At 41.3% G+C, this 24,428-nt stretch carries 23 protein-coding genes and 1 other RNA gene; 16 read left to right on the forward strand and 8 right to left on the reverse strand.

The window, feature by feature from the left end; all coding sequences use genetic code 11:
* The first annotated feature begins 129 nt into the window (after positions 1–129).
* The 4 genes from SNE26_RS07665 to SNE26_RS07680 all read left to right on the forward strand — a co-directional run bounded on the left by SNE26_RS07665 (position 130) and on the right by SNE26_RS07680 (position 3,996).
* Positions 130–1,365, forward strand: a complete 1,236-nt coding sequence (locus SNE26_RS07665) for a Shedu anti-phage system protein SduA domain-containing protein (RefSeq protein ID WP_321558774.1) — start codon at positions 130–132, stop codon at positions 1,363–1,365.
* Between the two features lie 64 nt (positions 1,366–1,429).
* Positions 1,430–2,002 (forward strand): hypothetical protein, encoded by a 573-nt coding sequence (locus SNE26_RS07670; RefSeq protein WP_321558775.1) that lies wholly within the window; start codon positions 1,430–1,432, stop codon positions 2,000–2,002.
* Between the two features lie 57 nt (positions 2,003–2,059).
* Complete coding sequence (locus SNE26_RS07675) at positions 2,060–2,974, forward strand: hypothetical protein (RefSeq protein WP_321558776.1); 915 nt, start codon at positions 2,060–2,062, stop codon at positions 2,972–2,974.
* Positions 2,959–3,996 carry an HNH endonuclease signature motif containing protein gene (locus SNE26_RS07680; RefSeq protein WP_321558777.1) on the forward strand — a complete coding sequence of 346 codons (1,038 nt, stop codon included), beginning with the start codon at positions 2,959–2,961 and terminating at the stop codon, positions 3,994–3,996. Before SNE26_RS07675 ends, SNE26_RS07680 begins: the two co-directional genes overlap by 16 nt.
* Before the next feature lie 21 nt (positions 3,997–4,017).
* Here the strand turns inward: SNE26_RS07680 and SNE26_RS07685 are convergent, their stop codons facing one another.
* The gene (locus SNE26_RS07685; RefSeq protein ID WP_321558778.1) at positions 4,018–8,553 is read right to left on the reverse strand and encodes a hypothetical protein; all 4,536 of its coding nucleotides are present in this window, start codon (positions 8,551–8,553) and stop codon (positions 4,018–4,020) included.
* 227 nt (positions 8,554–8,780) lie between these two features.
* On the opposite strand from SNE26_RS07685, the gene SNE26_RS07690 reads away from it, so the two are divergent.
* The 7 genes from SNE26_RS07690 (at position 8,781) to SNE26_RS07720 (ending at position 12,808) form a co-directional block, all read left to right on the forward strand.
* Entirely contained in the window at positions 8,781–9,542 is a 762-nt protein-coding gene (locus SNE26_RS07690) for a hypothetical protein (RefSeq protein ID WP_321558779.1), read from the forward strand.
* Between the two features lie 173 nt (positions 9,543–9,715).
* Positions 9,716–9,985 (forward strand): helix-turn-helix domain-containing protein, encoded by a 270-nt coding sequence (locus SNE26_RS07695; protein WP_321558780.1) that lies wholly within the window; start codon positions 9,716–9,718, stop codon positions 9,983–9,985.
* Between the two features lie 14 nt (positions 9,986–9,999).
* Positions 10,000–10,263 carry a helix-turn-helix domain-containing protein gene (locus SNE26_RS07700; protein WP_321560025.1) on the forward strand — a complete coding sequence of 88 codons (264 nt, stop codon included), beginning with the start codon at positions 10,000–10,002 and terminating at the stop codon, positions 10,261–10,263.
* On the forward strand, positions 10,260–10,580 hold the full coding sequence (locus SNE26_RS07705) for a hypothetical protein (protein WP_321558781.1): 321 nt from the start codon (positions 10,260–10,262) through the stop codon (positions 10,578–10,580). Before SNE26_RS07700 ends, SNE26_RS07705 begins: the two co-directional genes overlap by 4 nt.
* Before the next feature lie 233 nt (positions 10,581–10,813).
* A complete protein-coding gene (gene mobC / locus SNE26_RS07710; RefSeq protein ID WP_321558782.1) occupies positions 10,814–11,191 on the forward strand; it encodes a plasmid mobilization relaxosome protein MobC in 378 nt (125 codons plus the stop codon).
* The gene (locus SNE26_RS07715) at positions 11,181–12,161 is read left to right on the forward strand and encodes a relaxase/mobilization nuclease domain-containing protein (RefSeq protein ID WP_321558783.1); all 981 of its coding nucleotides are present in this window, start codon (positions 11,181–11,183) and stop codon (positions 12,159–12,161) included. Before mobC ends, SNE26_RS07715 begins: the two co-directional genes overlap by 11 nt.
* Before the next feature lie 44 nt (positions 12,162–12,205).
* Positions 12,206–12,808, forward strand: a complete 603-nt coding sequence (locus SNE26_RS07720; RefSeq protein WP_321558784.1) for a hypothetical protein — start codon at positions 12,206–12,208, stop codon at positions 12,806–12,808.
* A gap of 356 nt (positions 12,809–13,164) precedes the next feature.
* Here the strand turns inward: SNE26_RS07720 and SNE26_RS07725 are convergent, their stop codons facing one another.
* Both SNE26_RS07725 and SNE26_RS07730 read right to left on the reverse strand, forming a co-directional pair.
* Positions 13,165–13,428: a hypothetical protein gene (locus SNE26_RS07725; protein ID WP_321558785.1), complete on the reverse strand. Its 264-nt coding sequence runs from the start codon at positions 13,426–13,428 to the stop codon at positions 13,165–13,167.
* Positions 13,428–13,850, reverse strand: coding sequence for a helix-turn-helix transcriptional regulator (locus tag SNE26_RS07730; RefSeq protein WP_321558786.1), 423 nt, complete (start codon positions 13,848–13,850; stop codon positions 13,428–13,430). Before SNE26_RS07730 ends, SNE26_RS07725 begins: the two co-directional genes overlap by 1 nt.
* A 188-nt stretch (positions 13,851–14,038) precedes the next feature.
* Between SNE26_RS07730 and SNE26_RS07735 the strand changes: the two genes are divergently transcribed.
* The gene (locus tag SNE26_RS07735; RefSeq protein WP_321558787.1) at positions 14,039–14,995 is read left to right on the forward strand and encodes a hypothetical protein; all 957 of its coding nucleotides are present in this window, start codon (positions 14,039–14,041) and stop codon (positions 14,993–14,995) included.
* Positions 14,996–15,186: 191 nt separating this feature from the next.
* Positions 15,187–15,561 carry a hypothetical protein gene (locus SNE26_RS07740; protein WP_321558788.1) on the forward strand — a complete coding sequence of 125 codons (375 nt, stop codon included), beginning with the start codon at positions 15,187–15,189 and terminating at the stop codon, positions 15,559–15,561.
* 347 nt (positions 15,562–15,908) lie between these two features.
* Here the strand turns inward: SNE26_RS07740 and SNE26_RS07745 are convergent, their stop codons facing one another.
* The 5 genes from SNE26_RS07745 to SNE26_RS07765 form a co-directional block, all read right to left on the reverse strand.
* Positions 15,909–16,430: an ORF6N domain-containing protein gene (locus SNE26_RS07745; protein ID WP_321558789.1), complete on the reverse strand. Its 522-nt coding sequence runs from the start codon at positions 16,428–16,430 to the stop codon at positions 15,909–15,911.
* Positions 16,431–16,476: 46 nt separating this feature from the next.
* Positions 16,477–17,694, reverse strand: a complete 1,218-nt coding sequence (locus tag SNE26_RS07750; RefSeq protein WP_321558790.1) for a site-specific integrase — start codon at positions 17,692–17,694, stop codon at positions 16,477–16,479.
* Between the two features lie 245 nt (positions 17,695–17,939).
* Positions 17,940–18,308, reverse strand: a transfer-messenger RNA (tmRNA) gene (gene ssrA / locus SNE26_RS07755).
* A 79-nt stretch (positions 18,309–18,387) separates the two neighbouring features.
* Positions 18,388–19,620: a pyridoxal phosphate-dependent aminotransferase gene (locus SNE26_RS07760; RefSeq protein WP_321558791.1), complete on the reverse strand. Its 1,233-nt coding sequence runs from the start codon at positions 19,618–19,620 to the stop codon at positions 18,388–18,390.
* Positions 19,621–19,753: 133 nt separating this feature from the next.
* Positions 19,754–20,152, reverse strand: a complete 399-nt coding sequence (locus SNE26_RS07765; protein WP_090525844.1) for a DUF1573 domain-containing protein — start codon at positions 20,150–20,152, stop codon at positions 19,754–19,756.
* A gap of 136 nt (positions 20,153–20,288) precedes the next feature.
* Here SNE26_RS07765 and SNE26_RS07770 point away from each other — a divergent pair, with 136 nt between their 5' ends.
* The 3 genes from SNE26_RS07770 (at position 20,289) to SNE26_RS07780 (ending at position 24,387) form a co-directional block, all read left to right on the forward strand.
* On the forward strand, positions 20,289–22,724 hold the full coding sequence (locus tag SNE26_RS07770; RefSeq protein ID WP_321558792.1) for a thiamine pyrophosphate-dependent enzyme: 2,436 nt from the start codon (positions 20,289–20,291) through the stop codon (positions 22,722–22,724).
* Between the two features lie 27 nt (positions 22,725–22,751).
* Positions 22,752–23,372: a nitroreductase gene (locus SNE26_RS07775; RefSeq protein ID WP_321560026.1), complete on the forward strand. Its 621-nt coding sequence runs from the start codon at positions 22,752–22,754 to the stop codon at positions 23,370–23,372.
* A gap of 223 nt (positions 23,373–23,595) precedes the next feature.
* A complete protein-coding gene (locus SNE26_RS07780) occupies positions 23,596–24,387 on the forward strand; it encodes a murein L,D-transpeptidase catalytic domain family protein (protein ID WP_321558793.1) in 792 nt (263 codons plus the stop codon).
* Positions 24,388–24,428: the final 41 nt, after the last annotated feature.

Consider the following 24,428-nt stretch of genomic DNA (forward strand, 5'->3'; position numbering starts at 1 on the left):
AAAGAGAAATTTTGTGAATACTTGTAACTTATAGATTAGCTACTGGGAAATCCGAAGGAAATCAATTGCCTTTATTCGGAAAGACTTTTATATTCATCTTTTTATAATTCTAAACCGAAATTGCGATTTATGGCAAAACCAGCGAGTAGCGTTAGCGAAATGGCTTCGACAGTCTTCAAATTCATGTCGAAGTTTTATTCCTTTCCACTTTACCAGTACTTAAAAGAGAATCCTGAACTAATAAAAACCTTTCCTGGCTTCTTATTGAACCCCGACCAAATTGTATTATATTTTGGAAAGAACCATTTGGCGATTGAGTATACCGGGCCGGAGCATGTTGAAGAAATAAGAGAGAGTAGTGTGCTACCGATCACTTGGCATGATTATACAAATAAGGACGCCGATTTTTTCGAAAGCATCGTTGGATTTACATTTAGTGACGGTAACTCGACTGGTATTAAAATGCATCTTCCGGAGTTTACTGAAGATTTAATACTCCCTACAGACAAAGGGTTTGATAAATTGCTGGATCTAAACTGGAATTTTGATGCCCAGAATTCGATGTTGGGCATTAATTCCAGTGGGTTTACCATACCCGAAAAGCGATTTGGCCGAATGGTCAATTCTTTATTTTTTGATGCTGATGAAAATGGGTTAAAAACCAGGCACATCAAATGGATCGATTTTCTTCCGCTTATTTATGATGAAACAGATCCTGAAGTTGATAAATTTTCGGTTGACATAGGTTTTATGAAACAGTTGGTTCCAATCGATGCCAAATACGTTTACCCGTCCCCACCAAAGTCTGATTATAAATACTCTAAACTGCCGCAACTCAATCGTTTTATCGAACTTGTTGGTAACCATAATACTACGGAACCTGAAATCACTCGCTTCCTTTCTCTTCCAGAGAATAAGTTCATTTTGACCATGGGTATTCTATCAAATAATATATTCGATCAATTGGAATGCGAATGGCAATCGGAAAGTCATCCTGCAATTATCCCGGACTTTTTTGTGCTCCGGCCAAATGGTTATGCCGACATCGTTGAATTTAAATTACCGACCCTAAAGGGCGGTAGTGTAGTTGGTAAAGCAAACCGGGAAACATTTTCAGCAGAAATCAATTCCTATATATCCCAAACCCGAAACTATAGAAAGTATTTTGAGGATCCAAATAACCGTTCCTGGTTTAAAAACAATTATTCATTCGATGTTCTATACCCCAAAAGGATATTGATAGTCGGTCGCCGTTGGCATTTTTCGACGAGTGAGTGGAAAGAAATTTGTAATGATTATCGCGATTTGGAGATTCTTACCTACGATGACGTGATCGACGGTGTCCAAGCACAATTTTATCTATGAAATGAGATTTTAGAAATAATTTATTCAATTTTTTTATGACGCGAAAAGGTTTGCTGGGTTTTCGATGATGAATAAGGATATCGATTTGTTATTAGAGTCCATTAAGGAAATGGAGGATCTCGGTCATTCTTCAATTATCCAGCAGAGCCTCATGTTTTTTTCGGTGATTACATACGCCAAGCTTTATGCATCTAATGAAGGCGGAAGGTCGAAATTGGATTATAATGATGTGTTCAAAAGTGCTCCACAATCTTTGAAGGACGAACATGCGCGTATGATCGATCTGAGAAACGGCTATATCGCGCATGCCGGTAGTGACTTTGACTTGGGGCATGTAGTGGGAACTGTAGTGGGTACGATCGGCATAGATCTACATTGCCAAATGTCTCATGTCATGACAATGACGCCGAATCTGGAGGATTTCCGATCGCTATGTTTATATGTTCAGGAACAAGTAAAAAAGAAAATAGAAAAAGCCAGCGCAAGAGTTCAGGCCTATCTGAGTAATCTTAAGCGAGAAGAAATTGCAAATCTCCTGGCTAGGATTGAAATTCAGGGATACTATTCCATGGAAGCACCGGAAGGAGAAAATTTATTAGCGTTTAAACCGTATAATTTCATTGAAACAACGCTTTAGGTAACAATCAATTAGCGGATATTCAATAACTTCGATTATAATTATTTGGCTGTGAAAATGACCGTCCCCTTAACCCTTATTGCTTTATTTATCGTTCTTGCTGTTTTAATTTCCCTGTCAGGTTATTTGCTGGTCAATAACTGGAGTAATGAAACTTTAGCAAAAACGGTTCCGAGTGTGCTATTTGGCCTTGTCGCATTGGTGGCGACTATCACTTTCGGTGCTAAGGAAAGCAGTTCGCAAAAAACATTTGAGTTTATTTATTTCGTAAATCCCGCAACCAATGAGATACTAAATCCGCCGGAATTTAACTTATCTTCAAACTACGAAAAGCTTTTCAGTCCTAATAGAAGTGATAATCACTCAGCACTGCAAAGCTATCCTATTAAAATAGCCGATCTCAAAGGTGATGAGCAATTCCAGTTTTGGGGGTTCGCCAACGCCAGGGTATTAGGAAATATCCTTATCGCGATCAAAGAATTAAATTCTAATTTGATGTATGCGAAGCTCACGGGAACAGAATATAGTGAGGATTTAAGTATCAAAGACCTGGCTGTTCAATTTACAAATCCATCCTCCGTTATTACGCAGGACCATGATTTTGAGTGGTATAAGTATAACTCTCGTGATATGGCCATTCCTGTACCCAAAGATGTGCAAATCAGACTTCAAAGTTACGATCCATCTTTAGATCTTTCCGGACGCCGGGATATGGTGATTTTTAGAGAAAACTTTTTCGAACTACGCATTACGGCTATTCATAATGGTAGCGGGCATAGTAAAAAACACGGTTACGGATCGATCAAACTTATTTGTGCAACAAAATTAGACAAACTCACATCTCAGCATTTTAAGACTAAAACTTATAAAGCTTATTGCCTGGCTATATTAAACTTGCTTGAGAAGCGATTTAACGATCCCCAAAATTTCGAAACTTACTTCAAAAAAGATCCGAATTGGCCGAAGCAGTAGGTTATCAACTAATTGTTTGTTTAGTGATGATGAAAATAAATAGAGTATCCGTTAATGATTTTGAGAGGGAAATCGAGTGCACTTACAAAGGAGAGCAATTTCGAGTCCGCGACAATGGTGCTATTTACCGTTATCGCCGTCACGGTAAAGCTAAACGTCCTATAGATGATCAATGGACTTTTGGTAACCCGAATGAAAATACTGGCTATATGGATGTTGCTAGTTTATCGGTACATCGGATTGTGGCAACTGCATTTTTAGGTGTGCCGACGAGTGTACAATACGTAGTAGATCATATAGATACCAATAAACGTAATAATCGCCCTGAAAATCTGCGATGGGTCACCAGATTAGAAAATATTTTACTCAATCCGATAACAGCCAGCCGCATTTCACGAATATGCGGAAGCGTTGAAGCATTTCTGGCTAATCCGGCGGAATTTCAAGACAAGTTTCCGGATCCTAATTTTTCATGGATGTGTACGGTAAGTGCCGAAGATGGCAAAGCCAGCCTGGCGCGAATGTTAAACTGGGCTAAACAAGACGATCCTGTTGATGCCTCTTTAGCGGAGTGGATAAATAACAGAGGGCTTCCGAAATATGAACCGGCAGACACCGATGGAGAAGCACCAGTTCTCGTTATGGCGATAACTGTTAATGCCGCTCAGCGTGACTGGCTCACGCCTTCCGAATTTCCGTGTTGTCCCTCAGCATACTTAGGTGATCCGCTCGTTGCCTATTTTGAAAATCTCAAACAAGGCGCTTTGTTTTGCAGCAATCATCTTTATTCGGCGGTAACATCAAAATACGCATGGATTGGTAATGGAGAATCTATTCTCGTTATGTCTTTGGGCGAGCATGAAGTCAAGCCCTATGGCCTTGCTAAAATAACTTTTGAAGATGGCTTGTTTGTGCATACGAGTCTGCGCAAATTTTTTTCACCCGAAGGGGTGGAGAAAGGATATACGCTGGCCCAGGGTTTGGAATGGCATGGTGGGGATTCGATTGACGATTATTGCTAACGATTAAACGGCCAGGCCGCATTACTTTATGGGACTGAATATTGTTAAAAAGACCTTATTTTTTTCCGCACGTATCATCATATCCGGCAGCTTCGATCCTTCATTCTTGGTCCACATCCGACCGGTCCAAAATCTGCCGGCCATAACGTCCATCATTTCATCTGATGTCATTTTTCCGTAATCGAGTGAATCAACACCATTCAATCGGGTAAACTGGTTGATTAGCCATTTGAGCATAACCAGCTTCATCGGCGTGTCGATCAAACCTTCAAAGATGATATTGTATGAGCGGGGAGCAAAGAGTATAATGTTGGCTGCATCAAATATAGCGCATTCGCGTGTGGTTAGCTTTTTGTAATAATTGGTCAGGCGCGAGCCACTCTTATTTATCTCCGTTTTACCTTTGTGGCAGCTGATATCCGGAATCCCGGTAAAATCAAGCTGAAAAAAATCTGAGATTTCACGTAATGTTTTTGCTTTCAAATGCGGGTAAAGGGCAATCGCCTGTTCTTCATTATAAGCGTCGATATATTTCTGTACAACCAGAAAGAATATTGTTGAGAGCTTTTCGTGGCATATTTGCAAACGCGGTACCCAGGCGATCGTGTCCTGTAAGTTGAAGCGTAAGGATTGTGAATCTCCGCCAGAACCATTTTCCGGGTAAAGGTTATCTTTTATCGCCAGGAAGGCGTCTATGAATTCGGTTTCAGGCAGATCAATTTTGTAAAGTTCCTGATCATAACCAACGTCTTCCAGAATGAAAGCCAAGTCATCCAATATTTTCTGAAAACCCACAGCAATGCGCTGGGCGGCCTCATTAAAATTGCTTTGCAACAGTTTTTCTTTCATTTCATCCATCTCATCAGACTGCAAACCGGCAACATCCTTTAATTGCTGAACCAGTAACTGAACCTGCATCAATTCCCCGATACTTACCTGAAGCTGATTGATTTTAGGTATCAGTACCGACCAATCTACGAGGTTCAGTTTGGCGAATAAAGAAGCATCGATTGGCTTGGGAACCAAATCAAATAAATTCAGATCATTGAATTTTTTCTGCAATTTGTAAAGGGGGATCTGATACCAGCCACTATTAATGGTATGTCCCTGAACAGTTGAAAAGATAAAAAGCGGATCGTAAAAGTTTTCTAAAATAAGTTGTTTAAGACTTCCGGCTTCTGCTGTGAAAAGTTCAGGCAACAAATTGTAAACCCGATTTAATGCATCAAGCGAGACTACGGTATGATCAGAATCAAGAAATATCACCGGTTTTCCGCCGGTATCATTGTCCATTTTAAAGGTGATCCTGAAGTTCTGGTCTTTGGAATAATTTCGGAAAGTTTTTATGGCGCGGGATATCAAATCATCCTTGATCTGTTCAACTTGCTTTATCGTTACTGCCGGAGTTTTTTTCTTGCCCGTTCGGGAAAGAAAATTTCTCCACAATAACATGATCTGAAAAAGGTCGGCACGGGAAACTTCAGGCGTTTTAACCTCGACATACTTAGAAAAGTACTGCTGCCTTTTCTCGTGGTAAATGCTCACGGATTTCAAAGCTTCCTGTAGATTGTACTGGGAAAGGCGAACATTATTTTCATTCTCGGCATTATTTGGATCTAAGAGCTGACGCGCCCGTTCATATATTGCGGTGCTCGACTGGGTAAGAAATGTTTCAATATGGGATTTATAATCGTTCAGGCTTTTATTGAAATCTTTAAACTTTAACTGTAAGCGACCGATCTTTTCACTGCGATCAAGGGGCTTTGTCGCGGTGGTATTTTTAACAAATTTCTTTTCCGGAATATGAAGGGCGAGCGGGTCTTGTATAGATGCCGGCGCGCTTATAAATGCCTCGAAACCAGTTATCTGATTTGATGTCAAAGGTGCGATGATCTCCCAATCACCCTTCCCATTCATGAACTTTGTCAATAAGGTACTGAAAAGGTTGACTTTTTCTGTGGCTTGTGATTCCCATTGGCTTAACTTGGCCAGATAATCACTCCAGTCTTTTGGTCTGTATCTGTTTTCGAATAAATTTTTAAGTGTATAATTCATGCCTGTCCATTCCGACAGGTGTATGTTTTTGATCGGCATGTTCTTTACTGAGTCGTCATTCATCATTGGGATCGAATCCAAATGGTGCCCCATTGCCCTGATCGCGTACAATTCCTTCGTTGGAACTGCTCGTCTGAGCAACTCGGCTATTTCATAAGAACGATCATTTAGGGCGGTAAAGCTTTCCTCACTTAAAATGTCCACTAAATAAATGGCAGTGATTTGGTCGTCTGTTATGGTCAAATCCGTTATGGCATGTGATCTTCTGATTTTTGTAAAAAAAGAACTTTCTAATTTTTCTCTGCACTCCTCCCATGCGCCCGCTGCGGTATAAAGGCCCAGCATAAGTGTCGCCATCTGTTCAGTCGTGGCTTGTTCGGACCATTTTGATAGTAAATCGCCTTCATATACTGGCATAACCGAAGTTCGATCAAACTGACTCACCCAAAAAAGCATTCCACCATAACCTGCAGCGTCGTTACCAGAAATTGGCTGGGTCATGGGCGGGCGGACACTATCCACGAATTTTACTGTATCATCAAAAATTGCTGTTTTCTTGATAAGTAATTTATTCGCCTCCCTTGACTTTTGTCTCACCTCCTCCGGAAATTGCAAGTTGCCCAGTAACTGTTCATGATTTAAAGTATTGCCGAAATAAATGTCTAATAAGATATACCAGCCATCTTTATGCTTATCATAATATTCTTCAAATATGCGGCTGTTATTAGCAACGTACTTTCGTAATCCGCTCCATAATAGAGCGCGCACGATTCCATGGTATTTTGTCCAGCTGTAGTCTACAGGGCTTTCCCGTAGCTCCTGAATTAAAAACGTTGGATCAATAATATTTTCATGAAATATATTTAGTAAAAAAACATAAGTTTCAGCGGCTGTGACGACCTTCAGAAGATTGCAGACATACGCCCTTTTTTCAATAATAAATTCGTCAAAAAGAAAATCCAGCAAAAGTTTTGAGCGTAAAGGATGAAAACCTGTGATTATTTTCTGATCAGAACTTACTTTAAGTAAAAACTCTTTTTCTAATCTGGCAGTTATCGCGTAGAGCCCGGATATAGTGCGTAATTGCTGGATATCCAGGCCTGCACCGAATGCATCAGCCAAAGCGACCAGCCGCAGAACTTCGAGTGCTTCCGGATAATGATCAGCTTCTTTTTGCAGAGCGGCAACTTGTTGTTGCAGTCGATTTCGCAATGGAGCACCTTGAGTAACCATATACACGAACTCTAATAACGGACCAGCGCCTTGAAATTGGATCCAGGCCTCTTCAAAGTCTATATGTTTCAGGTCGGTTATCTTATGATTCAAACGGCTATATATTTCAGCTGCTTCGATTTTGTGAAATGAAAGTTCGATGGGTTGGTGAAGAAAGTTAATTCCGGCTGCTTGTGATTTGAACCAGTCTTCCTGGCGGATAGTGATGAGGAACCTGATAAAATTAAGATGGGCACTTTGTGATACAACACTCATCCAGCTCAGGTTATTTGGAGGAACGTTGATCAATATGGTCACCGGCAATCCTAAGTTTTTTGCAATACTTCCGATGGTCAATACGGCTTCGCGCGTGGTTTCATTATCATCTACGACATGTAATTCATAAGCGAGCGTTGACGCTGAATTTTCTTTAATATAACGATAGGCCAAAGTTGATTTGCCTTGTCCGGATGCGCCGAAAAGCACAGCAATGTTATTGGTCTGATATATCAAATCAATATCTGATAAAAGCTGTGGACGATGTACATCTAAATTCAAATTAATGTGTTCGAAGCGAGCGCTCACACCTTGGTAAAACTCTTCAGAAAGCTTACTGACGTCTGCTGGCGACTCCAAAATCAACGGCATTAAATATTTCCCTAATTGGGCTGATATAGCAATTCGCTCAGTAAGATACATGGCTATCGATTCGACTTTCTTGTGCAGCATCAGGTGATTGATGACAACCTGTTTCTCTGCACAATTTGCCAGCCACTGCAACAATAATTCAGCCGTTGGTTCAGGATCAACCGTTGCCCAAATATTTTTTAGTTGTTGCAGGATATTATTTTTTAGCTGCTCTTCTTCTACTTTTATTATTGTGGTTCTTGCCTTAAATTCCGCCCATTCCTTTTCAGTAATCCCATATTTCCTGATGATCGGTTTGTCTTTAGAGCCTATGTTTGCTGATTTCATCAGGCGTTCCAGTTCCTCACCGGCTTGGCTATAGGTGATCAGGATCGCATTAGTGGATGGCGAGGTATATATGATGTTTAAAAAGCGTCGGACAAAAGAAGTACCTTCTTTGGAAATGAGGTCGCTTAAGCCAAGTGGTTTATTTAGATTTTTCACCTGGATAACCTCTGTTAATTGGCCATTACCATCGTACTGATCCAAATCTTCAACGCCTTCCAACAAGAAAGATGAAGTCGGACTATTCTCCTTTAAAATATGGTAAAGAGAATAAATAAATTGTGTACGATAACCTTTGAGCGCTGATATACCTGACATATTATTACTAAGGTACATATCCTAAATAATATTACCTCATACAAGCAAAGTCTATATCAGAGTCCAGAGCTTATAAGATGGAATAGGGGGAGTATTATATTTTTTCGCTATCGTCAAGCTTTTGAAGTTTCAGATTTGAACCTGCATATATGCAGTTGAGACAAGTTTAGTTATTTCGGGTGTTTGCCAATCACATAAAGGCTTATTTTTGGGTTAATAACACACCTATGAGCGTAACATATTTTAAACCGCGTGATCGCTTTGACTTTTCAAAGGACACCCTGGATATCGGCAATCCATTACAATGGGACAGGTCTCATTTTTTAAAACACTTTTTTAAAAGAGTGTTCGCCATTCCAGAGGACCGCATAAATGAATTTTATCAGCGCCACCTGGGCTATTATTTATCTCACCATACCGATGGTACAGAAGAAATCTTCTTTAAATATTTTTGGTCGCTTATTGAAAGGCAATTAAAGGTGTTGTTAGGTACTACTGTTTATGACAAGAATCATTTGAGAAATGAGCGGGAAATAGTACGATTACAAAAGTTTACTGAAATGTTGATCTCGCTTGACCGTTGGAATATTCACAAATCCAATGATGCAGTGATAGCACAGCAGGAGTCAGAAATATTAGTACTTAAACAAGAGGTAACTCAATTAAAAGCCGATCTCAAGAAAGCCACAGCGCTTGAAACCGAAGGTTATATCAATATTCCGGAAGGATATCGAAATGCCGTTTTGCACCTGCATTTACAGATGCAGGAACTCAAAACACCTGAAGGGAAAGAACTCATGTTTTCCCAGACGCAAAGCGTCTGGATGAAGATGATTTGCAAGTATTTCCGTGAAGGAGATAAAGAGATCAATTACGAAACTATACGCCGTTATTTCCCAAGTGACAAGCGGGAGCCGGGAGATAAACACGCCGATATCCCTGCAAAATCAAAGCTTTTTACGATCAATCCCGCAAAAAAGAGGAGTTGATTTTTTCTTTTGCCGGCAATATAACTAGCTATTCGTCAATATAGCATCAATTTGTCAATCAGTAGCTTATAAGCATTCTTAGCTTTCTCCAAACCACTCCATTTTAACCATGCAGTTCTGCATGGTCAGGAAATCTATTCTATACAGCACACATTTGTTCCAAAACAAATGCTATGCAGATAATCAATCAAGAAGCTCTTAGCCAGTGCATACGCCAGGCAGTGAGGACAGAACTACAGGAACATTTTAAAACAGAGGGCAGCCAACTGCCTAACTCGGAAAAACTTTTATCCAAGCAGGAACTCGCCGCCGAACTTGGTGTGTCCCTCGTTACGCTTACTGACTGGATGAAAAAAGGCTTACCCTATTTGCGCCTGCATAAAAGGGTGTACTTCAGAAAAAGTGAAGTACTTAATGCAATGCAACAAACCATTAACGATTAAACAAGGAGGAAATGATGAATGTGGAACTAATCACCAAACGGGATTTACAGGAATTTAAAAGCGATCTGCTAAACGAGATCAAAAGGATCATACAGCCCAGCCAGGCCAGTACAAAAAAATGGCTGAAGAGTGTGGAAGTAAGAAAACTGTTGGGCATATCACCCGGCACACTTCAGAATTTACGGATCAACGGCACGCTGCGGTTTACCAAAGTAGGCAGTATTATGTATTACAAACTGGAAGATATCAACAAGATCCTGGAAGGAGAAGGTAAATGAAGCTGCAAAAGGAAATTGTTAAAGAGCTGGCGGGGTATACCAGCTTGCTTAAGCGTATGGAGAAAGATAGCCGGTTGCTGCCAACGCATCTTAGCTTGTTTACCGGTCTGTTTGTCTCCTGGCAACGGAACGGTTTTATAAGTCCGTTCAGTGTGACCCGGAAAACGCTCATGGCGTTTTCCAAGGTCGCATCTATTGCCACTTATCATAAGTGCATCAGGGAACTGGATGAGTACGGTTATATCCGGTATCAGCCGTCCTATCATCCGAAGCAGGGTAGCCTGGTTTACTGGCCGGATTCATTAAGCAGTGTTTAAAAAGATGGTTTCTAAATCCGCGCAAAACTTCGTTTTGCAACATTGGAATAACATACCGCAAGCGGCATGCAGCGATTAAACAGATAGCGCGTTATATGGCGGAGAAATCTACGACCCGAAGGGAGCGAGTTAATGTTTTTGCTTCACAAAAACCCGAATACACCCCGTTGGGGTGATCCGGTAACTCGCTCCCGTTGGTCGATGTGGGGAAGGGTTTTTAAAGAGATAATTTCATGACAGGACTAATTGAAAAAGATAAAATACAAAAAAGGAGGTTGCCCGGCAGACCGAAAAAGACGGTCAGCCGGAGTGATTTTTTAATGGTACGGTTAACGCCGACTGAACGGGTGTTGATCGAGGGTCGGGCAAAAAGGGCTGGTTTGAAATCAAGTGAATGGTTCCGCAGGGCTGCAAAAAGCGCGAAAGTTTTCCCACGATTTTCTGTAGAGGAAACAAGTTGGTTCAGGATGCTGGCGGGGCTTGCCAATAACCTTAATCAGCTGACACACCTGGCCCATGTGGCCGGGCTGTTTTCCCTGGCTTTGAAATGTCAGGCTTTGCTTAAACAAATTGAAGAACTCTTGACAAAGATCAACAGCCATGATAGGTAAACCAATCACCGGGAGAAGCTTTGGCGGTTGTGTCCGTTATGTGGTAAATAAGCAGGATGCAAAGATCATTACTGCCGAAGGCGTACGGATACAGAATGCAGGTGCGATCATTCAGGATTTTAATCTGCAACGAAAGATGAGGCCGGAATTAGGCAAAGCCGTAGGGCATTTGGTTTTAAGCTGGAGCAAGGAAGACCTATCTAAACTGAATGATGGGATAATGGCAGAGCGGGCAAAAGAATATATGGATAAAGTGGGTATCCGTGATACACAGTTTATTGTAGTCCGCCACAATGACAGGGAACACCCGCATTTACATGTGATCTATAACCGGGTAGATAATAACGGCAACACCATTACTGATAAAAATAACTTTGCAAAGAATGTTAAAGCCTGCAAGGAGATTACGCTGAAGTATGATTATCATTTAGGGGATGGCAAAGACCAAGTGAACAGACAGGCCTTAAAAGGCAAGGAAAAGATCCGGTATGAACTGTTTGATACCATAAAAGCAGCGCTCAAACAATCAGTGAACTGGAAGCAGTTGGAAGGTCAACTACAAAAGCAGGGTATCAGCATCGCCTATAAATTTCGCAGTGGTACCAATGAAGTGCAAGGCATTTCGTTTGAAAAAGGCGATATTAAAATGAAAGGCTCTGCAATTGACCGGAGTTTAAGTTATGCAAGCATAGATACGCAGCTAAACCGCAACTTGCAGGTGCAGCAGCAACATGCAGCAAGGGTGGTCAATCAACCTTCGTTAGCCGACCAGTTACGGGAGGTAATCCGGCAGCGTACCCAGGCTGATCAGGTACCTATTCCAGGTGGCGGCAAAAGTATATTGGAAACGTTGCTGGAACCGCAGTTTGTTAGCGGTCCACCCGACCCGGTGGGGGATGCTGATATAGCCCGGAGAAAACGAAAGAAACGTGAAGCGGAACAATCCCAGTCACAAGGGATAAGCAGGTAGGGTGATTATACAAATGATTATTTAACAATTAAAATTCAGGGATTATGCAACAGGAAGAACTGGAAGAAAAAGTAACGATGCTGGAGGAACTGATACAGGGTTTTATCCAAAGGATAACGATTGTGGAAACCGAAATGCCGGAATTTCTAAAGACCTTTTTACAGCAATATAAGGAAACATTAGACCGGATCGGCGGCAGGATTGAGACGGCTAACAAGCGTTACGATGATAAAAAGATCCAGCAACAGATGGATGAATTAAAAGATGTGGTGTCACGGGTGCCTAAAGTGATCGGTGTCAAAAATCATCATCACTTCGGTGCATGGTCAAAAAGCCTGATTATCGGAGTGGTGGTCGCTTTTGTTATTACAGCCGGATCATTTGGTACAGCTTTATATCTCAATCATCAAAACGACCGATTAAATGAGGAAGCTTATAATTTCTGGCTGGTCAGGGCGATGTATCCTAAAATGGCGGAAACCATTATTAGAGGGTTAAAGGATGATCCGAATGCTTTTATTGCCAGGGCGGAAAAGGCGATGGAAAAACAGCAGGCAATAGCTGCCGCTAAAGCTCTTGCCGAACAGGCAGACAAGGATCAGAAAGCGGCGAGGGATAACCTGAAGAAAGTTAGGTCGGCCAAGTAAGTACACTTTTTTATGTTTTGATTTTCTGATAGTAGAGAAAGGCCATGCGGCTGCGGCAGGCGGCTCCATTACACCACTGCTTCGCTCCGGGTTCCATTACGCCGTCAGCGCTGCCGCCGCACGTGCAGGAGTGTATTCGTTCCTCATACACACCTGCCTTTCCCGCCCACGGATGATCGGTTAGTCACAGCACCGCAGTCACAAAGATAGCTACGCAGGAAAACCGTCAAGGGTATATAAACCGGCTATCGCCGGCCCTTGACAGTTTTCCTGCTAACAGCTCCGGGTGTTTAAGCGGTGAATGACTTAGTGTGTTTGTAATTATTCGTAAGTCGGCTTGATCTGGGCGGTCTACCTTAATCAACAAAATATTTGTTGTAAACCGCTATAACAGCTTTTTTAAGTTCAATAGGTAAATCGCGCTGCATCTTCCAAACGAGTTTGCCGGTAATTGCATCATCAGGTGCGGATTGAACAACATCGAATAAATCAAAAATGTCCTCGATTTTGTGAAGTTCAAAGTAAGGTTCGAACTTTGTATCGATAACGGCAAGTTCACTATCGTTTATAAAAGCAAATAACCTGTCCTGGTAATTCCTCTTACCAATGAAATTTGCCATTAACCCTTATTCTTTAATATTTCTATTTTTTCACGTTCACTTTGCAAAAGACGCTCATAAAGCTTTTTATTTTCTTCTATGACCTCAAGCCATTTTTCAATAGGGTTAAAGTTATAAGTACTAAAACTTCCCATAAAAGGACCGTGATTGACACTTGTGTCATTAAATGTATTGAAATATGTCACGGCAGCCTGTTCATCAAAGTTTTTTATTGCTTCTTCCGGGACTTTTAAGACCTTTGCAACTTGTGTCAATAATTCCGGTTCTAATACTTCTTTAGATTCCAATAATGATACTCTTTTTTGGCTCCAGTCATCCCCTAATTCCAGCGCAAGAGCTTCTTGTTTTAGTCCCAACATTTCACGAAAACGTTTAACATTTCGGCCTTGATGGATGTTCTTTGGGGTTTCGGTAGTGTTCATAAGTCAGTATGTAGAGTTTGCTCAAAATTAAACAAAATAATAAAAAGCTGGGCTTTATCTAAAATAGAAATAATAACCGGTGAAATATGTAAGCCGGAAAGATAAGATAGAACATGGTTGATTAGGGTATACAGGCGGATATCATCAATTTCGTATGTCAAGTTATTACTCAATCAATCTTTTAAGCTATGCGAGGTGACGAACATTATGTACCATGGGAAAACTATCCTAAGTTCCTGTTTTTTAACGAAATCCGTGATCCCTATCGCGCGTTACGCGATGCTTTTTGGGGCGAACCCGAAAGGAATAAACGGTTGCTGGAGCAATTAAAAACATTTGCGCTAAGCGATACACATTACCAGGGGGGCAAAGAAGGCCCTGCTAAAATGGTGCAGGCGGTAAGCGAGTGGGTCAGGATGATTGAAATCTGCTATATTTTGTGGCTTGACAGGAAAACCCCGGATGATTGGGATAAGGCTGAACTTGTTGAGGGCTGGCAATTGCATTTTGCCAAAAATACCTGGAAATATTTTCCTGATGATCTGTCGTTTTACGAAGAGCGGAATCCATATATAGTCTTCAGGCGAATCTTCGGTTATATCGGCTTGCAGGACCTGCGTGACTATTTTGATTACTGGCTTTATGCAGCCCTAAGCAATAAGGCATTGACAGTAGAAGAATTCGAAGGCAATATGCCAAAATTATTCGACGACCTTTTAAAACTCCATTCGGCAGCTTATATGGTAGAACAGCTTGCCATTGGCGCGGTATGGGAAACCCTCACTACCAATAATGGGCATCACCTTTCTTATACTAAAGATGGCCGGAAGGTAATCACCATTATGGAAGACACTGAAAATTATAACCTTTTTGATTGGAAGTTGCCGCGGGCACTCAAACGCAAAAACAGATTGGAGAAAGAGTTTAAATTTGGGGAAATGGCCGGGGCTCTCGTAAAAGAATTTCCATTTATCCGACATGTATGCCACCTGGGTGCTATACCCTATGCGGACAGGATTTACCTGCTGATTTTAGTCGATGACCAGATTGGGATAACAGAAGATGAGATATCAGATAAAATTCAATCTGATAGGCTTGGAAAAACATTTATCATTCCCCTCGTTATAAAGTCAAAGACGCTTTAGATGAAATCAAAACGAATCCACGCTTTTGGGAATGGGTAGTTTATGCTGGGACTGTATTATATACCTACCAGGATCTTGTGATTCCGAACCCTGAATATGTGACTGTCGAAATGCATCAGGCAGTGTTGGAAAGGTGCTGGAAGAACTCTCATAAAGCGTGCCGTAGCCTGTTAAAACGAATAGAAACCCACTTGAAGAAGGAAGAATACAAGTCTGCAATATCCTTTATGATTAAAGCGATTGAAACTGTACAACGATGTGCGATAGAGCTTAAGCTGGGATACAACAGACAGGACGGAAAATTTGCCAAACTGCAACAGATAATAAGTCTGTTTACCAATGACTATCAATTTATACTTTTTGAAGGTACGAATGACGATACGGAGTCCGTTTTCTACGATCTATTCGAGAAAGGAAACTTAAAAGGTAAAAAGAAGAATTTCAAAGCCGACAAATCTGTTTTAGAAACTGCTGTAAAAAAGATTGAACAGTATTTGTCGAGAACTGAAGAGCTATATAATCAACAAATCGCCTTTCTCGAGTATTCTTTGGGTAAGTTTTCATGAGCAAATGCTGTAAACTTTAATATGCCGCGGCAAAGCCTATTTTAGAAACACACAAAATAGATTATCCGGATTTTCATTGTGAAATTTGTAATGTACCGCCAAGAAATCAAGGAGCCCGACCAAGTAGCCCCGGCGAAAGCAAATGCAGGGACGTGAGTATCTCACGACCTTGCTCGCTTAGCCGGAAACGTAGGGTTATCAGAATTCCACCAACGGAATTTTTTTTCTAATGTCGATAAAACAACGTTTTGTTAATTGGTGGATTATCAATATTCTTCAGGAAAATATAAAAACGTTAAACTACAAGGGGGGCAAATTGTACCCCCTTGTAGTTTGACGTTTGGGAATTAATTACCTTTCAACTTGAAACCGATTGGCTCACGCGGCTCATTCTTCTGCTGTATCAATTGCCTCAATGCCTGAAAAATGGATTGAATATCATCGTCATGGTGAATGACCAGCTTTTCAAGCTGTTCGAATTTAAGGAGAAGGTCCTTATGAGAAATAAGCATTTCCCTGAATTTAACAAATACCTCAATGATCTTGATACTCATAGAAATAGCCTGCTTACTATTTAACACGCTTGAAAGCATGAGAATACCGTGCTCTGTGAAAACGTATGGGGCGTATCTCCGGCCGCCTCTCTTTGAGGTCGCAAATTGCGACCTCAAAACATCAAACTCTTCGTTGGTAAGACGAAACATAAATTCTGGGGGAAACCTAAGGGCATTTCTATTGACTTGTTCAATTAGCCGTTTAGTTTCTACTCCATACATCTCAGCCAAATCTTTATCCAACATAATTTTGTGCCCCCTTATCATGTATATTTTTTCAGCGATTTCTTGATCGCCAGCGTTCAACTCTTTCATAAAATAGTTATCTATCGATTTTAGTACAATAGTTGCGGTTGAATATTTAGTGAGATTGTAGTTTTTTTCTGAGCACACCCATATCTTCACCAACTTTCAAATCCAAAATCCTCGCATAGTGTTGTGTAGTCTTGATATTAGTGTGGCCGAGCATTTTAGAAACACTTTCAATTGGTACACCATTCAGTAAGGTGACAGTGGTTGCGAAAGTGTGCCTGGCAATATGAAAAGTCAGATCTTTATTTACATTACACAAATCTGCAATCTCTTTTAAGTAAGCATTCATTTTTTGGTTGCTTAGTATGGGTAATAACTTATCCTCAATCTCACATTGTGGATGATCCCGATATTTTTCAATTACACTCAACGCATAAGGCATAAGTGGAATACGAGAGGGTGTGTCAGTTTTTTGGCGACTTGTAAAGATCCATTGCTCACCGTCGTGGCCCTTGACAATTTCAGAGCGCCTAAGTTTTTGCACGTCGATATAAGCCAATCCAGTATAACAACTAAATAAAAATATATCCCTTACCTGCTCAAGACGAGCACTAACGAAAGATTTTGAAGCCATGATTTCCAACTCTTCTTTCGACAGAAATGGCCGATCAACTTTTTTTATTTTGATTTTGTAGTTAAGGAAGGGATTGACAGTAATCCAGCCACTCGCCAAACAGATGCGAACAATCTTACCAAAGTTCTTGATATACTTTAATGCTGAATTATTGTTGCATTTACGAACCGAACGGAGGTAGAACTCAAATTCACTGATAAACCGGTGATCAATTTGCTTGACGCGGATATCGCTGATTTTGTATTTCCATTGCATAAAGTCTTGCGTGTGCTTTAGCGTTGTTTCATACCGGGTAACAGTAGCGGGAGCAAATTCCTCATTCACCAAGGCGGCTACCTTGCGGTTATGTTCCTTGAATACATCAACCAGCATAACGGGCTTTTCTGTTTTGCCAAGGAACCGATTTTTAATTTTTTCCGCTGTAAGCTCTTCACTACAGTCCTTTAAGTAGCGGATCGTATCATTAATCTTTAGTTCGACATCATTGAGGGCAGAGTTCAATTTGTACACTGCCTCTGTTTTGCCCTTAGCTCTTTCTTCACTTGGATTCCAGAGCTTTGACTGAATTTTTTGACCGGTTGCCAATTCGGCACGCTGTCCATCGCAGGTGATGCGTACGTAAACCGGAACTTTTTCTTCTTTTGAATTCGTCCTCTTTTTCAGATAAAAGAGAACAGCCACATTTTTGATCATAAAAAGCTGTTAAAAAGTTAAACAAATTTACCTTTACAGCATAATTCTCACAAGATGTTCACTTGCTGAACATCTTGTTTGTCAATTAGTTACAAGCGTTCTGGTGAGCACTTGTTTTAAAATTCGGTGCTCACCAGAATGCTCACCAAAATGGCCGTTCAACAGTGAGCAAACGACATCAAAATGCAACAAAAAACCCCTCAAACGTAGCGTTTGAAGGGTTTTAGTGGTGTTTGATACCGTTTTCGTGGAGCCGGAGGGATTCGAACCCTCGTCCAAACATGGTATAAGGTAAGCTTTCTACATGCTTAGCTTCTGTTTAATTGTAGGGAAGGGGAAGGTCAGTCGCTTACCTGTACCGTCTTCCTTAGGTGCTTTATCTCGTTCGCTATGCACACCTTAAGCAAACCAGTTTCATCTTTCGATGCCCCGATTGCCGATCCGATGAAACGGAAAACCGGCGGGACAAAAGCTATGCTAATTCTAAATTAGGCAGCTAAGGCGTAGTTATTTTCGCCATTTGTAAGTTTGAGCGTTCAGATTTAAGCGCTAATTCACCCAACGCGCTGCATGCTTACCTACTTATCTCCATCCTGTCAATTCCGGTCGACCCCATTATTGGAGCTAAAAGCTGAAAGGATAAAGCTAAAAGCTTCCAAAATTACGAATTTTTACCTACTCCGCCAAATTTACTCAAACGCTTTCGGCCTTTGACTTTAAGTTTTCAGCTTCAATCCTGCCCGGATAAACTTTCAATGCTTCATCCAAACAAATCATAGCCTTTTTAAGGGCATCGTTATTTAAAACATAAGCCATACGCACTTCATTTGAGCCAGCGCCGGGTGTGCTGTAAAAGCCGGTGGCTGGGGCCATCATAACGGTTTCGTTATTAAGGCTAAAGGACTCAAGTATCCACTGGCAAAACTTGTCGGCATCATCAATGGGTAGTTTTGCAACCACGTAAAATGCCCCCCCGGGATTAGGGCAGTAAACACCATTCATTTTGTTCAATGCACTAACAAGTGTATTGCGCCTGCTGGTATATTCTTTATTTACGGCTTCAAAATAGCTGTCTGGAGTATCAACTGCCGCTTCACCCGCAATTTGTTCAACCATGCCTGCGCTCAAGCGCGCCTGGGCAAATTTCAATGCTGTTGAATGTAATTCTTTGTTCTTAGTGATGAGACAGCCTAATCGGGCACCGCATGCGCTGTAGCGTTTGCTTACAGTATCCATTATTACAACGTTTTCTTCCAATCCATCCAAATGCATTGGTGATATAAAGGAGCGCCCGTCATAACAAAATTCACGATATGCTTCGTCCGAAAAAACGTACAGATCGTGCTTTAAAACCAATTCTTTCAAGGCATCCATTTCTTCTTTTGAATATAAATAACCTGTGGGGTTATTAGGGTTGCATATGATGATCGCCCTGGTTTTATTGGTTATTAGTTTTTCAAATTCGCTGATAGGAGGGAGCGCGAAACCATTATCAATGTATGATAATATAGGCTTAACCACAATATCGCCCTGGCTTGCAAATCCATTATAATTGGCATAAAAAGGCTCCGGGATGATCACTTCATCACCCGAATCGAGGCAGGCCATCATGGCAATGGTAATTGCTTCAGAGCCGCCTGTGGTAACAATAATATCTTCGGGAGTAATATTGTAATCCAGTTTGTTGTAATATTCAGTAAGCTTTTTGCGATAGCTTAATGTGCCTTCGCTCGGGGTATAGGCCCAAACCTTAAAATCAATATTTTTAATGGCGTTAAGCATGCCATCGGGTGTTGCAATATCGGGTTGGCCGATGTTGAGATGATACACTTTTTTTCCCTCCCGCTTTGCTTTATCAGCAAAAGGTGTCAATTTACGTATCGGTGATGCGGGCATTCGCTGCCCTTTTTCAGATATTTTTGGCATCCTGCAAAATTACTAAAAATGAAAATATTGTTTTGTAAAACCTTTGTAAACGAAAAAAGACCCGAAACCGGGTCTTTAAATATTATTTTAATACCCCCGGTTGATATAGGGGATATATCAAGCTTGCAATCAACTACTTGCTTGCCGCGGGTTTAGCTACAACTTCACCAACAATGTTCAAATATTTTTCGGGTGTTACTGCGTTTGATTTAACTACGATAGTTTTGTTAAACGGGGCAGCAGCAGCAGCGTTATAAGTAATTTTGATTGTGCCTTTATCGCCACTTTTTACAGGAGTTTTTGTATAGTCGGCAATGGTACAGCCACAGGTTGGTCTTACTTCTGTTAAAATAAGTGGTTCTTTACCAATATTGGTAAATTCAAACACGGTAGTAACGGGAGTGCCTTGTGGTATTTTACCAAAATCATGCTTTTCTTCGTTAAATTTAAACTCAGCTTTTCCGCTATCTTGTGCTGATGCGGTGAAGGCAAAGCCCAATATTACCGCGCAAATCATTAATATCTTTTTCATACGTTATATTTGATTATTACAAATATAAAAGGTTTAATGTAATTACAAAACTATTACTCAAACTCCGGGTTTTATCTGTTAGTTTGCTTAATACAGAATAGAATTTTATACTTTTACCGTCTAAACAAAATTTTATATGCCTGAAACTACAACACGCGCTACCAGTAAATTTAATACTGCCGAGCTCAGTTTTGATGATTTCAAGAAGATTGTTATTGATGATTACCGCATTGGTTATGAGAGCCGTCAGGCTAGTTTAATAGGCCGCAGGGAAGTACTAACGGGCAAGGCAAAGTTCGGTATTTTTGGCGACGGTAAAGAGGTTGCACAACTGGCAATGGCCAAGGCTTTTCGCGCCGGCGACTGGCGCGCGGGTTACTATCGCGACCAAACTTTTATGTTTGCTACCGGCATGAGCAATATGAAAGAGTTTTTTGCTCAGTTATATGCTAACCCCGATATTGAAAAAGATCCTGCATCAGGCGGCAGGCAAATGAATTGCCATTATGCCACACGTTTTGTGAATACCGACGGCAGCTGGGTTAACCAGGTTGAAACGATGAACAGTTCATCGGATATCTCAACAACTGCCGGCCAGATTCCCCGTTTGTTAGGTTTAGCTTATGCTTCAAAACTTTATCGTCAAAATAAAGAGCTGGATTACCTAAAACAGTTTTCGATTAATGGCAACGAGGTAGCTTTTGGCAGTGTTGGTAATGGGGCTACATCCGAGGGGGCGTTTTTTGAAACTTTCAATGCGGGTGGGGTATTACAGGTACCTATGGCCATCTCTATTTGGGATGATGCCTATGCTATTTCGGTGCCGGCGAACCTGCAAACTACCAAAGAAGATATTTCTGAAATATTAAAAGGTTTTCAGCGCGAAAACGGAAGCAACGGCTACGAGATCTTTAAAGTTCGTGGCTGGGACTATATCGCCCTTTGCGAAACTTACGAACGTGCCATTAATATCTGCCGTGAAGAACATGTGCCTGTACTGATCCACGTTACCGAAATGACCCAACCACAGGGACACTCAACGTCGGGCTCACATGAGCGTTATAAAAGCAGGGAACGCCTTACCTGGGAAGATGAGCACGATTGTTTGCTAAAAATGCGCGAATGGATGATTACATCGGCTATCTCGACCGAAATAGAACTGGAGGAGCTTGAAGCTGAAGCAAAAAGATATGTGCGCGAATGTCAGCGTGAGGCGGCTAATGAATTGGCTGTCGTAATAAAAAGCGAAATAGAAGAAGCTGCAGCATTGATCGATGCCTTTGCCGAAACAGTGCCGGATAAAAAAGAAGCAATATCAGCATTATCAGCTGGTTTGCGCTCCGGTATTGATGCCGGGCGTCGCGAAATCTTTTCAGCCATCCGCAAAACATTACGGTTAACTACTACCGAAAATAATGTTGAACGCCAGCTTTTAACAGAATGGTTAAAAGTTGAGAAAGCAAAAAATACAGAACGTTACAACTCAAAGCTGTTTACCGGAACCCCGGAATCACCTCTGTATGTACCTGTTGTGGATGCTATCTATAGCGATGATGCAAAGCTGATAGACGGAAGAGAAGTATTGAACGCCGCTTTCGATGCCAATTTTGCACGCGATAAGAGTATTGTTGCGTTTGGTGAAGATCTGGGTGCTATAGGCGATGTTAACCAGGGTTTTGCGGGTTTACAGGCAAAATATGGGGAAATCCGCATCACCGATACCGGCATTCGCGAAACAAGTATTATAGGGCAGGGAATGGGCCTGGCTATGCGTGGCTTAAGGCCAATCGCTGAGATCCAATACCTTGACTACCTGATCTATGCCATAACCATTATCAGCGATGATATTGCAAGTTTAAGCTATCGTACGATGGGCGGGCAAAAAGCTCCGCTGATTATTCGTACCCGTGGCCACCGCTTAGAAGGGATCTGGCATTCAGGTTCGCCAATGAGTGTTATTTTAGGAGCGATGCGTGGGTTTCACATTTGTGTGCCCCGTAATATGACCCAGGCAGCAGGTATGTACAATACGCTTTTAAGGGGTGATGAACCTGCGCTGGTAATAGAGTGCCTGAATGGTTATCGCTTAAAGGAAAAATTACCTGCCAATGTCGGCGAATTTACTGTACCGCTTGGTAAGGCCGAGATTTTGCGCGAAGGCAATGATATTACTGTGGTATCGTACGGTTCAACACTGCGCATAGTTCAGGAGGCATCCGAAGAGCTTACAGCAATGGGTATCAATATTGAAATTATTGATCCGCAAACTTTATATCCTTTTGATACAGAGAATGTTTGTGGCATTTCATTAAAGAAAACCAGCAAGTTGCTTGTAGTTGATGAGGATTTACCGGGTGCAGGTTCAGCTTATATCCTGCAAAAGATAATGGAAGGCCAAAATGGCTATTATGCACTTGATGCCCAGCCGAAAACGCTTACCGCAAAAGAGCACAGGCCGCCTTATGGTTCGGACGGTGATTACTTCAGCAAGCCATCTGTTGATGATGTTGTTGAAACCATTTACGCTATGATGAATGAGGCTAACCCGTCCAAATATCCTGCTATTTATTAATAACATAACTACAGGTTGTTGAAATCAGTGATTCATCATCCTAATTTCAACAACCGTTTTTTATCTGAAATGGACAATACTTTTTTAACCGTTGCCGAGAATATCAAAACCCGCCGTACCGTAAAACCAGCCATGATGAATGGTCATAAGGCACCGAACGGTCATATAGCCGCACTGCTGGAACTTGCCGACTGGGCGCCGACCCATGGTTTTACCGAACCCTGGCGCTTTATTGTTTATGAAAACCCCGATCAGTTTTGTGCCGAACATGCCGAAGTTTATAAACAGAGTGTATCTGCCGAAGAATTTAATGAGGCTGCGTACAATAATCTGAAAACCCTTGGCAACAAGGTTTCGCATGTGATCATTACGGTCATGCAGCGCGGCGATCTGCCTAAGATCCCGCCGTTCGAGGAAGTTGCAGCTGTATCGAGCGCTATTCAGAATATCCTTTTGGGAGCTACGGCCTTAAATATGGCCTCCTTCTGGAGCACCGGCGGCGCTATCCTGAAACCTGCTTTTAAAGAATTTTTGAATTTGCGGGATGAGGATAATGTAATGGGAGTATTATATCTTGGTTATGCTGATCAATATCCCGAAGGTAAACGCACCATTCCTCTTGAAAATAAAATTAAATGGGTTAAATAAATTTAACCTATAACTTTTCCTTTTTTTGCTCCGTATAACAGTTTAAAATATTGCTTAGTTTTAAATTTATTTTCATTTTAGTAAAAAATATCATGTTGCTGATTTGGATTTTAAGTTTTAAAGTATATTTTTGCATTAATCTGTTAATAGCAGGTTAACCTTTTATCCAAACCCTGTTACTATACCCTAATTAATTAAAATTAAATTAAACTCAGGCAAGCGTATGAGGAAACATTTTTTGTGGGTTACTATGGCGATCTTTTTCCTTTCGGCAACAATTTTAAGCTGGAGATCGGATGGTGCAAACAGATCAGTGAGTGTAAAGAGAAAAAATGCAGCGTTTACAACAAAGGAACTATTCGGGCAATACGTCAATAATTTATACGAGGCAGCTCGCCTTCAGGAGGCTGGTTTAGCTTTTAATGTATTTGAAAAAGCTGTAACTGGCTATACCAACCTGAAACTTTCGCACCAGGTACCTCAAAACAGCGACGTGCTTACGGTGGTTGATTTTACCAAATCCAGCCGTGAAAAACGCATGTGGATTATCAACCTGTTCAGTAAACAATTGGTGCTTAACACTTGGGTAGCACACGGATCCGGTAGCGGCGAAGAAATGGCCAGTCGTTTTTCAGATACTAATGATTCGCATCAAAGCAGTGTTGGATTTTATGTTACCGATAAAGTATACATAGGTAAACATGGCCGTTCGTTGTATCTTGACGGTATGGACCCCGGTTTTAATGGCAGTGCGCGGATGCGCAGCATTGTTGTACATGGTGCTAATTATGTTGGCCAGGCGGCCATAAATGAGCAGGGATACATAGGCAGAAGCTTTGGTTGCCCGGCGGTATCGCCAAAAGTGGTTAATAAAGTTATCAATACTATTGCAGGCAAAACCGTTTTCTTTATTAACGGAAACGATGAATCATACTATTCAAAATACCTGGATGAGGCGGGACCGCTTAATTTAATGGCGAGCGCTGATACTTCATTTACTTTTGCTAAGTTTTAAATCCAACCCACTATAAACCAAATCATGAAGCCCGGCTTACC

Source organism: Mucilaginibacter sp. cycad4 (assembly GCF_034263275.1).
Taxonomy (GTDB): Bacteria; Bacteroidota; Bacteroidia; order Sphingobacteriales; family Sphingobacteriaceae; genus Mucilaginibacter.

Coding starts and splice junctions, on each gene's coding strand:
- SNE26_RS07695 (WP_321558780.1), top strand. CDS start 9,716: ATGCAGATAATCAATCAAGAAGCTCTTAGCCAGTGCATACGCCAGGCA.
- SNE26_RS07730 (WP_321558786.1), bottom strand. CDS start 13,850: ATGAACACTACCGAAACCCCAAAGAACATCCATCAAGGCCGAAATGTT.
- SNE26_RS07735 (WP_321558787.1), top strand. CDS start 14,039: ATGCGAGGTGACGAACATTATGTACCATGGGAAAACTATCCTAAGTTC.
- SNE26_RS07670 (WP_321558775.1), top strand. CDS start 1,430: ATGATGAATAAGGATATCGATTTGTTATTAGAGTCCATTAAGGAAATG.
- SNE26_RS07700 (WP_321560025.1), top strand. CDS start 10,000: ATGAATGTGGAACTAATCACCAAACGGGATTTACAGGAATTTAAAAGC.
- SNE26_RS07770 (WP_321558792.1), top strand. CDS start 20,289: ATGCCTGAAACTACAACACGCGCTACCAGTAAATTTAATACTGCCGAG.
- SNE26_RS07720 (WP_321558784.1), top strand. CDS start 12,206: ATGCAACAGGAAGAACTGGAAGAAAAAGTAACGATGCTGGAGGAACTG.
- SNE26_RS07705 (WP_321558781.1), top strand. CDS start 10,260: ATGAAGCTGCAAAAGGAAATTGTTAAAGAGCTGGCGGGGTATACCAGC.
- SNE26_RS07745 (WP_321558789.1), bottom strand. CDS start 16,430: ATGAAAGAGTTGAACGCTGGCGATCAAGAAATCGCTGAAAAAATATAC.
- SNE26_RS07760 (WP_321558791.1), bottom strand. CDS start 19,620: ATGCCAAAAATATCTGAAAAAGGGCAGCGAATGCCCGCATCACCGATA.
- SNE26_RS07765 (WP_090525844.1), bottom strand. CDS start 20,152: ATGAAAAAGATATTAATGATTTGCGCGGTAATATTGGGCTTTGCCTTC.
- SNE26_RS07665 (WP_321558774.1), top strand. CDS start 130: ATGGCAAAACCAGCGAGTAGCGTTAGCGAAATGGCTTCGACAGTCTTC.
- SNE26_RS07690 (WP_321558779.1), top strand. CDS start 8,781: ATGAGCGTAACATATTTTAAACCGCGTGATCGCTTTGACTTTTCAAAG.
- SNE26_RS07685 (WP_321558778.1), bottom strand. CDS start 8,553: ATGTCAGGTATATCAGCGCTCAAAGGTTATCGTACACAATTTATTTAT.
- SNE26_RS07780 (WP_321558793.1), top strand. CDS start 23,596: ATGAGGAAACATTTTTTGTGGGTTACTATGGCGATCTTTTTCCTTTCG.
- SNE26_RS07675 (WP_321558776.1), top strand. CDS start 2,060: ATGACCGTCCCCTTAACCCTTATTGCTTTATTTATCGTTCTTGCTGTT.
- SNE26_RS07715 (WP_321558783.1), top strand. CDS start 11,181: ATGATAGGTAAACCAATCACCGGGAGAAGCTTTGGCGGTTGTGTCCGT.
- SNE26_RS07750 (WP_321558790.1), bottom strand. CDS start 17,694: ATGATCAAAAATGTGGCTGTTCTCTTTTATCTGAAAAAGAGGACGAAT.
- SNE26_RS07725 (WP_321558785.1), bottom strand. CDS start 13,428: ATGGCAAATTTCATTGGTAAGAGGAATTACCAGGACAGGTTATTTGCT.
- mobC (WP_321558782.1), top strand. CDS start 10,814: ATGACAGGACTAATTGAAAAAGATAAAATACAAAAAAGGAGGTTGCCC.